Here is a 13352-nt window from a genome sequence, read left to right on the forward strand (position 1 = left end):
GGAGAAGGAAGAAAGGCGCCCACAATCACCCGCCCCGCACCTTACCTAGGCACCCTGTGCCCGTTGTTAGTGCTTGATCGCGCTGTCCTCAGGTGTTCTGCTCAAAAAAGCTGCTGGAGCACCGCACCCCGTGTCGATCTACGTCGCGCTACACCACGTCACGCACTACAAATATGACCGCCCGATCGACCTTGGACCGCAGACTATCCGGCTGCGGCCGGCGCCGCATACCCGCACGCCGATCCTGAGCTATTCGCTCAAGGTCACGCCTTCAAATCATTTCGTGAACTGGCAGCAGGACCCGCAGGGCAACTGGCTGGCGCGCTACGTCTTTCCGGAGAAGACCACCGAGCTGAAATTCGAGGTCGACTTCACGGCGCAGATGACCGTGGTCAACCCGTTCGACTTCTTCGTCGAGCCCTATGCCGACAGCTTTCCGTTCGACTATCCCAAGGATTTGAAGACGGAGCTCGCGCCGTACCTCGAGACCATCAAGCCCGATCGCCTGTTCGCCAAGTTCCTCGATACGATCCCGCACGAGGCCCCGAACACCGTCAATTTCCTGGTCGACCTCAACCGCGAAATCCAGAAGAAGGTCCGCTACATCATCCGCATGGAGCCGGGCGTGCAGACGCCGGAGGAGACGCTTGTCTCCGGCGCAGGCTCATGCCGCGATTCCGCGTGGCTGCTGATCCAGACCGTGCGCCATCTCGGGCTCGCCGCCCGCTTCGTCTCCGGCTATCTGGTCCAAATCCGTCCCGACATCGATCCGATCGAGGGACCGCCGGAAGTCGAGAACGATTTTACCGATCTGCACGCCTGGGCCGAGGTCTATCTGCCGGGTGCAGGCTGGATCGGATTCGACGCGACCTCGGGCATGCTCGCAGGCGAAGGGCACATCCCGGTCGCAGCCACGCCGCACTACCGTTCGGCGGCGCCGATCTCGGGAGGGGCCGGCTTTGCCGAGGTCGAGTTCTCCTTCGACATGAGCGTGAAGCGCATCCGCGAGGCGCCGCGCATTACAAAACCGTTCTCCGACGAATCCTGGGCGCGGCTGAACGATCTCGGCGAGCAGGTCGATGGCGATCTCGCCGCCCAGGACGTGCGCCTGACTATGGGCGGCGAGCCGACCTTCGTCTCGGTCGACGATCTCGAGGCGGGCGAGTGGAATACCGAGGCCGTCGGCCCGACCAAACGCGCGCTCGGCGACGATCTGATCCGCCGTCTGCGCACGCGCTTCGCGCCGGGCGGACTGCTGCATTACGGCCAGGGCAAATGGTATCCGGGCGAGAGCCTGCCGCGCTGGGCGTTTGGCCTGTACTGGCGCAAGGACGGCGTGCCGATCTGGAAGAATTCCGACCTCATCGCCAAGATCGAGAATCCGCGCCGTGCCGAGGTGAAGGACGCCGAGGCCTTCATGGAAGGCACGGCGGCCCGGCTCGGCCTCGATGCCGGCTACATCATGCCGGCTTATGAGGACACCGCGTACTGGCTCCAGAAGGAGGCCGAGCTTCCCGTCAACGTCGATCCCTCCGATTCCAAATTATCCGATCCGGAAGCCCGCGCGCGGATGGCACGCGTGTTCAACGAGGGTCTCAACGCACCGCGTGGCTTCGTGCTGCCGGTGCAGCGCTGGAACGCGCCGCCGCGCTGGCGCAGCGAGCGTTGGCAACTCCGGCGCAACCATCTGTTCCTGATGCCCGGCGATTCGCCTCTCGGTTTGCGCCTGCCGATTGGGTCGCTCGGTTACGTCCCGCCCAACCAATATCCCTACATCGTCGAGCAGGACCCGATGGAGGCGCGCGGCAAGCTGCCGGTGTTCACGCTCGCCGCGCGTCCGGAATCCCCGCCGCGGGCCGCGCCTGAGCATCTCAACACCTCCGTCCCGGTGCGCACCGCGATGTCGGTCGAAGTCCGCGACGGCGTGCTCTGCGCCTTCATGCCGCCGGTCGAGCGCATCGAGGACTATCTCGAACTCGTTGCCGCGCTCGAAGCCACCGCCGAGGAGATGCAGCTACAGGTCCATGTCGAGGGCTACCCGCCGCCGTTCGATCCGCGCATCGAGGTGATCAAGGTGACGCCCGACCCTGGTGTCATCGAGATCAACATCCAGCCGGCGAAGAGCTGGCGCGATGCGGTCGAGATCACCACCGGCCTCTACGAGGATGCGGCAAAGGTCCGGCTCGGCGCCAACCGCTTCCTGGTCGACGGCCGTCACACCGGCACCGGTGGCGGCAATCACGTCGTGGTCGGCGGCTCCTCACCGCAGGATTCGCCGTTCCTGCGCCGGCCCGATCTTCTGAAGAGCCTGGTGCTGTATTGGCAGCGCCATCCTGCGCTGTCCTACTTCTTCTCCGGCCTGTTCATCGGGCCGACCAGCCAGGCGCCGCGCATCGACGAGGCCCGCCACGACAGCATCTACGAGCTCGAGATCGCGCTCTCGCACGTGCCGCCGCCGGGCTATCAGACGCCGCTGTGGCTGGTGGACCGGCTGTTCCGGCATCTGCTCGTCGACATCACCGGCAACACCCACCGCGCCGAGATCTGCATCGACAAGCTCTATTCGCCGGAGGGGCCCACGGGGCGGCTCGGCCTCGTCGAATTCCGCGCGCTCGAAATGCCGCCGGACCCGCGCATGTCGCTGGCACAGCAGCTCCTGATCCGCGCGCTGATCGCAAAGCTCTGGCGCGAGCCGCTGAGCGGCAAGTTCGTGCGCTGGGGCACCGCGCTGCACGACCGCTTCATGCTGCCGCATTTCATCTGGGACGATTTTCTCGACGCGCTCGGCGAGCTCAAGCAATCGGGCTATCCGTTCGAGCCGGAATGGTATCTGGCCCAGCTCGAATTCCGCTTCCCCGCTTTCGGCCGCGTCCATCATGGCGGCGTGACGCTGGAGCTGCGCCAGGCGCTGGAGCCTTGGCACGTGCTCGGCGAGGAGGGCTCGGCCGGCGGCACCGTGCGCTATGTGGACAGCTCGGTCGAGCGGCTCCAGGTCAAGGCCGAAGGCTTCGTCGAGGGCCGCCACGTCGTCACCTGCAACGGGCGCCGCCTGCCGATGACCCCGACCGGCCGCTCCGGCGAGGCCGTGGCCGCCGTCCGCTTCAAGGCCTGGCAGCCGGCATCCGGCCTGCACCCGACCATTCCCGTCCACGCGCCGCTGACCTTCGACCTGATCGACACCTGGAACGGCCGCTCGCTCGGCGGCTGCGTCTACCACGTCGCCCATCCCGGTGGGCGCAATTACGATACCAAGCCGGTCAACACCTACGAGGCCGAGGCCCGGCGGCTGGCGCGCTTCCAGGACCACGGCCACACCCCGGGTCCGATGCAGCCGCCGCCCGAGGAACGCACAAATGAGTTTCCGCTGACCCTCGACTTGCGGACCCCGCTCCTGCAATGAGTATGATGGTGGGCAGGGAGAGGCGCATGGCCGAGGGCGCAGCCGAGCAGGACGACAAGGCGGGAAAGGCGCAAGGCCAACGTGACGGCCAGCGCCGCCTCGCGCAATGGGTCCGCGACTATAGCCGGCTGCCCGGTATCCCCGACGAGTTCTTGAGCCCGGACGGCAGCCCGCGCGCGGTCTGGAGCCGCTTCTTCGACGCCTTCGGCGCGCTGGCGCCCGACGAGATCGAGCGGCGCTTCGGCATGGCCGACCGTCACCTGCGCGAGGCGGGCGTCACCTACCGCGCGCCCGGCGACAGCGCCGACCGGCCCTGGTCGCTCAGCCACCTGCCGCTTCTGATCGATGAAGCCGACTGGCAGCAGCTCTGCGCCGGCATCACCCAGCGCGCCGAGCTGCTCGAGCGCGTGCTGCGCGACATCTATGGCGAGGGGCGCCTCGTGGCGGAAGGCGCGCTCCCGGCTGCGGCGATCGCCGGCAGTCCCGAATATCTCCGTCCCGTCTGCGGCGTGCCGCCGCCGGGCGGACGCTATCTGTCGATCTATGCCGCCGATGTCGGCCGCGGGCCCGACGGCCGCTGGTGGGTGCTCGGCGACCGCACCCAGGCGCCATCAGGCGCGGGCTACGCGCTGGAAAATCGCCTGGTGCTGTCGCGCGCCTTCTCCGATCTCTACAAGTCGATGAACGTGCCGCGTGTCGCGCCGTTCTTCGAGGCGTTCCGCGACAGTCTTCGCGCGCGCGCCGATCGCGACGAGCCGCGCATCGGCGTGCTCACTCCCGGCAGCTTCAGCGAGACCTATTTCGAGCATGCGACGCTGGCGCGCTATCTCGGCTTCCTGCTGGTCGAGGGCGACGACCTCGCGGTCAGCGACAACCGCGTCCACATCCGTACCGTCGCCGGCCTGAAGCGGCTGGATGTGCTCTTGCGCCGGGTCGATTCCAACTCGCTCGACCCGCTCGAGCTCGATGCCTCCTCACATCTCGGGGTGCCCGGCCTGATCGACGTCTTGCGCAAGGACGGCGTCGTCGTCGCCAACATGCCGGGCTCGGGCGTCCTGGAGGCGCGGGCGCTGCTCGGCTTCCTGCCGGCGCTGAGCCGCCGCCTGCTCGGCGAAGACCTCAAGATGCCGCACATCGCGACCTGGTGGTGCGGCCAACGCGTGGCGCGCGACGAGGTGCTGGCGCGGCTCGACGAAGTTGCGATCGAAGGCGCCTATCGCCGCGGCGTTCCCGGCTTCGACTCGCTTGGCCCGGTGCTCGCGAGCGAGCTCGACGCGGGCGGACGGCAGCGCCTGATCGATGCGATCAGCGCGCGCGGCATGGACTATGTCGGCCAGGAGGTGGTGCGGCTCTCGACCATGCCGGTGTGGGAGCAGGGCCAGATCACGCCGCGCCCCTTCGTGCTGCGCGTGTTTGCCGCCGCAACACCGGACGGCTGGGCCATCATGCCCGGCGGCTTCTGCCGGATCGCCGAGCAGCCGGACGCGCGCGCGGTGTCGATGGGCGACGGCGCGCGCGCCGCCGACGTCTGGGTCGTCTCCAACAAGCAGGTCGCGACCGCGACGCTTCTGCCCGCGACGGACAAGGTCCGCATCCGCCGCATCGCCGGCGTGCTGCCGAGCCGCGCCGCCGACAATCTGTTCTGGCTCGGCCGCTACCTCGAGCGCGCCGAGGCGACGCTGCGCCTGGTGCGTGCGCTTGGTTCGCCGAGCGGGCCCAACAAGGGCACGGCGGCCTCGGCGCAATCGGCCGAACGCATCCAGCGCCTGCTGGTGGCCTGGGGCGCGGTCTCGCAATCCTCGCGCACGGCCGCGGGACGCATCGTCGCCGAAGCGCTGCAGAGCGCGGAGCGTTTCGGCTCGGCCCTGTCGCTGGTGCGCGCGGCGCAGCGCACCGCGACCTCCTTGCGCGAGCGGCTGTCGCCCGATGCCTGGCAGGTGATCACGGAAATGGCCGAGCGTCTCGCCTACGAGGTCGAGGACGACGACAGCGTGCTGAGCGCGGCCGAGCTGACGTTGCAGGAGCTGGCGAGCTTCGCAGGCCTTGCGCAGGAGAACATGAACCGCGCCGCCGGCTGGCGGTTCCTCGACATCGGCCGCCGCGTCGAGCGCGCCATCAACACCACGCGCTTCACGCGCCAGTTCGCCTATGACGAGGCCGGCGATGAGGATCTCGACATCCTGCTGACGCTGGTGGACTGCCAGATCACCTACCGCTCGCGCTATCTGCTGGCGCCGATCCTGGCCCCGGTGCGCGACCTCGCGGTGCTCGACGGCTACAATCCGCGTTCGGTGGCGTTTCAGGTGACGACGCTAAACGAGCACATTGCCGCGCTGCCGAGCCTGAAGGAGCACGGCCTGATCGAGAAGCCACAGCGTCTCGCCGTGGCGATGCAGGCGATGCTCGCGACCGCGGAGGCCGAGAAGCTCGAGGTCAAGACGCTGTTCGCGCTGGAGCAGGATCTGCTCAGCCTCGCCGAGGCGATCGGGCAGCACTACTTCCCGCATGGCCCCAATGCCGCCCGGCCGGAAAAGTTGACGGGGCTGGCGTGATCTACGACATCCGTCACGTCACCACCTACGAGTATGAGAATCCCGTCAGCTTCGCCCGCTGCACGCTGCGGCTGGAGCCCAGAAGCGGCGGCGGCCAGGAGCTGATCTCGCACGAGGTCGAGATCCATCCCCGCCCGTCCGAGCGTAACGTGCGGCGCGACTTCTTCGGCACGCTGACCGAGAGCGTGGTGATCGAAGCCGCGCATCGCAACCTGCGCATTGACTCGCGCTCGCGGGTTTCGATCTCGCGCCGGCCGCCGGCGCGCGATGCGGTCAGCCCGCCCTGGGAGAGCATTCGCGACATCGCGTTCGAAGCAACCAGCCTCGGGCCGTCCTCGCCGGTCGGCTATGTCTTTGCCAGCCCCCTGGTGCCGGTGCTGCGCCCGGTCAGCGCCTATGCCGGGATGAGCTTTCCGCCCGGCGCGGGCATCCTCACCGGCGCCGTCGACCTGATGCGACGCATCCGCGGCGAATTCCGTTACGATCCCAAGGCGACCGTGATCTCGACGCCGCTCGACGAGGTCTTCGACAAGCGTCACGGCGTCTGCCAGGACTTTGCCCATGTCATGATTGCCGGGCTGCGCGGGCTCGGCCTGCCCGCGGCCTATGTCAGCGGCTATTTGCGCACCATTCCGCCGCCGGGCCAGCCGCGGCTGCAAGGTGCCGACGCCACCCACGCCTGGGTGTCGCTGTGGTGCGGGGCCGAGCTCGGCTGGATCGATCTCGATCCGACCAACGATCTCCTCATCGGCAACGATCACATCGTGCTCGCAATGGGGCGCGATTTTTCCGACGTCTCGCCGGTCGACGGCATCATCGTCGGCTCGCCCAAGCAGAAGCTCGCCGTCGCCGTCGACGTGCTGCAGGTGGAGTAGCCGGCCCGCGCGTCCAATTCCCTGCGGTGCCGCGCCCCGAGCGGCGGCAGCGGCTTTCCGGCTGCTTTGGGTTGTGTTAAACTGTGGCCGCAACCGTGATGTTGCGCAGCGAAACGACGCGGTATTTTCGTATTTTCGTCCCCGACGTTTGGTTACCCGGCCCAAGATGGGCTATGCTCCCCGCTGCGTCGAGGACAAGAATGAGACGTCGGGAGACGGCATGGGACACCAGCGGCGGACGGGGCTGCATCCATGATAACCTTACCGAGACTGGCGGCCGAATCCCTGGAGGAATTCCTCGGCAAGTTCCTGCGTCGCCGGTTCGATGAAACTGCCGCGAGCATCGTGGAGAGTGCGACCCGCACCGCGATGGAGTGTATCGGCAACAGCGATGCGCTCTATCACAACATCGAGCATACGATGCTGGTGACGCTGGCAGCCCAGGCGATCCTCCGCGGCCGAAGTCTTCATACCCATCTGTCGGCCGAGGATTACGTCCACGTCCTGATCGCCTGCCTCGCTCACGACATCGGCTATGTGCGAGGCCTGTTCGAGGAGGACGATGAGGACGGCTTTCTGGTCGACGCGGCCGGCACCAAGGTTTCCCTGCCGCGGGGTGCATCCGACGCCAGCCTGATGATGTATCACGTCGATCGATCGAAATTGTACGTGACGCGGCGACTGCGGCATATTCCGGGACTCGATCCGGAACGCGTCGCCCGTGCCATCGAAGGCACAAGGTTCCCCGCTCAGCAGGGCCAGGACTATGACGACGAAGCTTCGATCCTGCGTGCGGCCGACTTCATCGGCCAGCTCGGCGATCCCAATTATCTGCGCAAGGCCAATGCGCTCTATTACGAGTTCGAGGAGGTCGGCATCAACCGCCAGCTCGGCTACGACTCGCCCGCCGACATCGTGAACCGCTACCCGCAATTCTATTGGAACAGCGTCGCACCGCACATCCAGACCGAGATCGGCTATCTCAACAAGACCGAGATTGGCCGGCAATGGATCGCCAATCTCTACAGCAACGTGTTCCGCGCCGAACGCGACATCTCGCTGTCCGGTCCGCAGAAGTAGATCGGGCTCTCGTAGCCCGGATGGAGCGAAAGCGAAATCCGGCATTCGCGGATGCTGGCGTCCCGGCTTGCGCTACGCTCCATCCAGGCTAGCTGGCCCCAATACCGTGAGCAAATCATGCAACAAAAAACCATCACCACGGATATCCTCGACATCGCTTATCGCGAATACGGTGCGCCGGACGGCTGGCCCTGCATCATGGGGCACGGCTTTCCCTATGACGTGAACGCCTATGCCGAGACCGCGCCGATCCTTGCTGAGGCCGGCGCACGCGTGCTGGTGCCCTGGCTGCGCGGCTATGGGCCGACGCGTTTCCGTTCCACTGCAACGCTGCGCTCCGGCGAGCAGGCGGCGCTCGGCGCCGATCTCTTGGCCTTCATGGATGCGCTTCGTATCGAGCGCGCAATCGTCGGCGGCTATGATTGGGGAGGGCGCGCCGCCTGCGTGGTCTCGGCGCTCCATCCGGAGCGCGTGATCGGTCTCGTCTCCGGCAATTCCTACAACATCCAGAACATCGCCCGATCCATGGAGCCGGCTTCGCCACCGGAGGAGGCGGCGCTCTGGTATCAATATCTCTTCCACAACGAGCGCGGCCGCCGCGCGCTGGAGCGCAACCGCCGCGGCTTTGCGCGTCAGCTCTGGACGATGTGGTCGCCGAAATGGACATTCGACGACGCGACGTTCGAGACGAGCGCTGCATCGTTCGACAATCCTGACTTCGTCGACGTCGTGATCCACTCCTACCGCCACCGTTATGCGCTGGTGGCGGGCGATCCCGCCTATGCGGGAATAGAGGCAAAGCTCGCCGCGCAGCCGCCGATCCGTGTGCCGACCATTGCGATCGACGGCGACAGCGACGGCGTCAATCCCGGCACCGCCCACCACGCGGGCAAGTTCGAGGGATTTTTCGAGCGCCGCGTCTTCACCGATGCCGGTCACAACCTGCCGCAGGAGCGGCCCGCCGAATGGGCGCAGGCCGTGATCGACGTCCGGAAAGCGACTGCGTCATAGGCAGCGCCGACGCGCCTTCGGCGCTCCTCACCTGAGGCTATGGCGCGCTGGCGCTGGGCCAACGACCCCGTTCCCCAAATTTCCCTGATCTGCGGGAACCTTTTCCGATTGCAGCCGTCCAAGCTGTGGGCCCGCTTCCATAGGCGGGATCGTTGCAGGGAGGATCTTGATGAAGTCATCAGTGCGCAAGCTGGAACGTGTCGCGGTGGCGCAGGCGCCGTCCGATCGGCCGGACAAAGCGGAGGTCGAGCAGGCGATCCGGACCATGATCCGCTGGGCCGGCGATGATCCGGCGCGCGACGGTTTGCGCGAGACACCTGATCGCGTCGCACGCGCTTTCGAGGAGTATTTTTCCGGATACGCGCAGGACCCGACGGAGATCCTGCAGAAGACCTTCGAGGAGATCGAAGGCTATGACGAGATGATCGTGCTGCGCGGCGTTCGCTTCGAGAGCCATTGCGAGCACCACATGGCGCCGATCGTCGGTCGCGCCTGGGTCGCCTATATTCCGCAGGGGCGCGTCGTCGGCATCAGCAAGCTTGCGCGCGTGGTGGACGTCTACGCGAAACGGCTTCAGATCCAGGAGAAGATGACCGCGCAGATCGCCAATACCATCAACGACGTGCTCAAGCCCGAAGGCGTCGGCGTCATCATCAAGGCGACGCATCATTGCATGACCACGCGCGGTGCGCACAAGCCGGGGACCGATCTCGTCACCAGCCGCATGCTGGGTGTGTTCCGCGACAGTGCGCTGACGCGCCAGGAACTGCTGGGGCTCGCCAATTCGGACGATTAACCCCGCGCGCGCAAGGAGGCGTTTGCCATGGCCGAAGACAACAAGCCGAGCGGACCCGACCTGAGCAAAGGCGTGTCGCTGACCGCGTTCAAGGATGGCAAATTGCTCGGTCACGTCGGCGAGGACGACGTTCTGCTGGTGCAAGCCGGCGGCGAGATCTTTGCGATCGAGCCGGCCTGCAGCCATTATCATGGCCCGCTTGCCGACGGCTTGGTGGTGGGCGACAGCATCCGCTGTCCCTGGCATCATGCCTGCTTCTCCTTGCGCACGGGCGAAGCCAGTCGTCCGCCGGCATTGAATGCGCTGGCGGTGTGGGAGGTCGAGCGCGATCGGGACAAAATCATCGTTCGGCGCAAGCGCGAGGCACCGAAGCCGCCGGCTGCACATCGCAGCGCGGCAACGCCCGACAAATTCGTCATTGTCGGCGGCGGTGCTGCCGGCTTCGCTGCCGCCGAGACGCTCCGGCGTGAGGGTTTTGCCGGCGCCATCACCATGCTCAGCAATGACGGCGCGATGCCGGTCGACCGGCCCAACCTGTCCAAGGACTACCTCGCGGGCAACGCGCCGGAGGACTGGTTGCCGTTGCGCGGCGAGGATTATTACCGGGACGCCGGTATCGATCTCAGGCTCAACACCGACGTCGCTGCCATCGGTCTCAAGACGCGCAGTGTGACGCTGGGCAATGGCGACAAGCTCCCATTCGATCGGCTGCTGCTCGCGACCGGCGCCGAGCCGGTCAAGCTGCAGATTCCGGGCGCGGACCAGCCGCATGTTCACACCCTGCGGACCGTCGCCGACAGCCGCGCCATCATCAAGGCCGCAGGGAGTGCGAGGCGCGCGCTGGTGATCGGCGCCAGCTTCATCGGCCTCGAAGTCGCCGCCTCCTTGCGGGCGCGCAAGATCGAGGTGCACGTGGTCGCGCCGGAGGAGCGGCCGATGCAGAGGGTGCTCGGCGCCGAGATGGGCGACTTCATCCGGTCGCTGCACGAAGAGAACGGCGTGATCTTCCACCTGAAGGACACCGTCGACCATCTCGATGGCCTGCGCGCGACGCTGAAAAGCGGCGCCATCATCGAGGCCGACCTCGTCGTCGTCGGCATCGGCGTCAAGCCGCGCCTTGCGCTCGCCGAGCAGGCGGGACTGGCGGCTGATCGTGGCGTCAGCGTGAGTGAATATCTGGAGACCAGTGTATCCGGCATCTTCGCGGCCGGCGACATTGCCCGCTGGCCTGACTCGCACTCGCGGCAGACCATCCGCGTCGAGCATTGGGTGGTGGCGGAGCGGCAGGGGCAGACCGCGGCGCGCAACATGCTCGGCAGGCGCGAGCGCTTCGATGCGGTGCCGTTCTTCTGGAGCCAGCACTACGACGTGCCGATCAACTATGTCGGCCACGCCGAAAACTTCGACGACATCGCGATCGACGGCAGTATTTCGGGAAGGGACTGCCTGCTGAAGTACCGCAAGGGCGGTCGCGTGCTTGCCGTCGCTTCAATTTATCGCGATCTCGACAATCTCAAGGCCGAGCTCGAAATGGAGCGGCCACGCCGCTGACGCGCCGAATTCGATCTTGATTTGTGTCAACGTTGCCGCAGGTGGGGGCTGCTCTACTGACTGTCGTCCCGGCATGGGGCGTGCTATCCTGGCGCGTGCCCGCGGGCTTCGCATGCAGGAGTGGCCCATGACAAGTGCTTCGGATGCGTCCCGTCATCCCGGTCTCGGCTCGGGTATCTCTGCGCTACACGGCAAATGGGGCTGGATCGTTGCGCTCGGCGTCGTCTATCTCATCGCCGGCTTCGTTGCGCTCGGCAGCATGGTCATGGCGACGGTGGCGAGCGTGATCGTGGTCGGCGCCATGATGATCGTCGCCGGCGTGACGGAGATCATCGGCGCATTCCAGATGAAGAGCTGGGGCAAGTTTCTGATCTGGGCCTTGCTCGGCGTGCTCTATGTCGTCGCCGGCTTCCTGACCTTCGCGAACCCGCTATTCGCGGCAGTCCTGCTGACGTTGTTCCTGGGCGCGTCGCTGATAGCCTCGGGCGTGGTCCGGCTGTTTCTCGCCTTCAGCATGAAGCGCGAGAGCCCGTGGGTCTGGGTCGCGCTCTCGGGCGCCATCACGCTGCTGCTCGGCCTCCTGATCGTGGCGCGCTGGCCGGTGAACAGCGTCTATATCCTCGGCCTGTTTCTCGGTATCGATCTGATGATGGCCGGCGCCGGCTGGATCAGCCTGGGCTTTGCCTTGAAGCGGCGCGGCTAGCGCAACGCCATCAGCAACTCGACGCAAGACCCTCTTGCGCAACTCCGCTGAGCTGAACGTGCTGACAACAAGCAGCACGCCGCGCGATCGTCTCGCGCGGCGATGTTCACCCGGGGAGAAACCATGAAAGCCGCTTTGGCCCTGGCCGCAGCGCTGGCTGCCGCCTGCTTGTCCGACCCTGTCTCGGCGCAAAAATCCTACGGCCCCGGGGTCAGCGACACCGAGATCAAGATCGGCAACACCATGCCCTATAGCGGCCCGGCCTCGCCGCTCAGCATCACGGGACGGGTGATCTCCGCCTATTTCGACGAGATCAACGAGAAGGGCGGCGTTGGCGGACGCAAGCTCAACCTGATCTCGCTCGACGATGCGTTCTCGCCGCCCAAGACCATGGAAGCCGCGCGGCGCCTCGTCGAAGGCGACGGCGTCGCCTTCATCTTCGCCACCATGGGCACCGCGCCGAGCTCGGCAATCGCAAAATATCTCAACAGCAACAAGGTGCCGCAGCTCTTCCTGATCAGCTCGGCCTCGAAGTGGAACGATCCCGCCAACATGCCCTGGTCGATCGCGCTGCCCTGGGCGCCGAACTACACCAGCGAGGCCGCGATCGACGTCGCCTATGCCCGCGCCAAGAACCCGAATGCGCGCTTTGCGGTGCTCTACCAGAACGACGACGCCGGCAAGGAATATCTTCGCGGCGTCAAGGAGGCGCTCGGTGCCGACGCCGACAAGGCGATCGCGATGGCGTCGAGCTTCGAGGTCGCCGACCCCACCGTCGATTCCCAGGTCCTGACGCTCGCCAACACCAAGGCTGACGTCTTCATGATCTATTCGGTGACGCCGCGCGCCTGCGCGCAGGCGATCCGCAAGGCGCACGAGGTCGGCTGGCAGCCGACGCGCTTCCTGGCCAGCGGTTGCGCCAACAAGGCCACCGTGATGGTGCCGGCGGGGCTCGAGGCCGGCAAGGGGGTGCTGTCGCTCGGCGCGCTGAAGCCGTTCGTCGAGGCACCGAAGGACGATCCGGCGATGGCGGCCTATATCGACTTCATGAAGAAGCGCCTGCCCAATGCCGACATCAACAACGTCGCCGGCCTCTACGGCTACACCGTCGCCGAGGCGCTGGTGGTGCTGCTGAAGCAATGCAGGGACAATCTGACGCGCGAGAACATCATGGCGCAGGCGGCGAACCTGAAGAATGTGCCGCTGTCGCTCCTGATGCCCGGCATCACCCTCAACACCACGCCGCAGGATTTCCGCCCGATCAAGGACGGCTACATGCTCCAGTTCGACGGCAATGACTGGGTGGTGGCGAGCGAACTGTTGCGGGGGACGTGAGGCGGGGGCTCTCACCGCGAACTCGGAATCGTAGAATCGTAGGGTGGGC

9 protein-coding genes are annotated in these 13352 nt (G+C 66.3%); all 9 read left to right on the forward strand.

Translation table 11 applies throughout. The features are described from left to right. Positions 1–130 precede the first annotated feature (130 nt). The 9 genes from DCG74_RS16995 (at position 131) to DCG74_RS17035 (ending at position 13303) form a co-directional block, all read left to right on the forward strand. Entirely contained in the window at positions 131–3400 is a 3270-nt protein-coding gene (locus DCG74_RS16995; RefSeq protein WP_172784104.1) for a DUF2126 domain-containing protein, read from the forward strand. A gap of 26 nt (positions 3401–3426) precedes the next feature. Then, the gene (locus DCG74_RS17000) at positions 3427–5952 is read left to right on the forward strand and encodes a circularly permuted type 2 ATP-grasp protein (RefSeq protein ID WP_172784105.1); all 2526 of its coding nucleotides are present in this window, start codon (positions 3427–3429) and stop codon (positions 5950–5952) included. Continuing rightward, positions 5949–6827, forward strand: coding sequence for a transglutaminase family protein (locus DCG74_RS17005; protein ID WP_172784106.1), 879 nt, complete (start codon positions 5949–5951; stop codon positions 6825–6827). The genes DCG74_RS17000 and DCG74_RS17005 overlap by 4 nt, the downstream gene beginning before the upstream one ends. A gap of 252 nt (positions 6828–7079) precedes the next feature. Continuing rightward, positions 7080–7907, forward strand: a complete 828-nt coding sequence (locus tag DCG74_RS17010; protein WP_172784107.1) for an HD domain-containing protein — start codon at positions 7080–7082, stop codon at positions 7905–7907. Between the two features lie 117 nt (positions 7908–8024). Further along, the gene (locus DCG74_RS17015) at positions 8025–8918 is read left to right on the forward strand and encodes an alpha/beta fold hydrolase (protein WP_172784108.1); all 894 of its coding nucleotides are present in this window, start codon (positions 8025–8027) and stop codon (positions 8916–8918) included. Positions 8919–9087: 169 nt separating this feature from the next. Then, positions 9088–9714, forward strand: a complete 627-nt coding sequence (folE, locus tag DCG74_RS17020; RefSeq protein WP_172784109.1) for a GTP cyclohydrolase I FolE — start codon at positions 9088–9090, stop codon at positions 9712–9714. A gap of 27 nt (positions 9715–9741) precedes the next feature. Continuing rightward, on the forward strand, positions 9742–11265 hold the full coding sequence (locus DCG74_RS17025) for an FAD-dependent oxidoreductase (protein ID WP_172784110.1): 1524 nt from the start codon (positions 9742–9744) through the stop codon (positions 11263–11265). 127 nt (positions 11266–11392) lie between these two features. Further along, the gene (locus DCG74_RS17030) at positions 11393–11968 is read left to right on the forward strand and encodes an HdeD family acid-resistance protein (protein WP_172784111.1); all 576 of its coding nucleotides are present in this window, start codon (positions 11393–11395) and stop codon (positions 11966–11968) included. 123 nt (positions 11969–12091) lie between these two features. Next, on the forward strand, positions 12092–13303 hold the full coding sequence (locus DCG74_RS17035; RefSeq protein WP_172784112.1) for an ABC transporter substrate-binding protein: 1212 nt from the start codon (positions 12092–12094) through the stop codon (positions 13301–13303). Positions 13304–13352: the final 49 nt, after the last annotated feature.

It is taken from the genome of Bradyrhizobium sp. WBAH42, assembly GCF_024585265.1.
Lineage (GTDB): Bacteria > Pseudomonadota > Alphaproteobacteria > Rhizobiales > Xanthobacteraceae > Bradyrhizobium.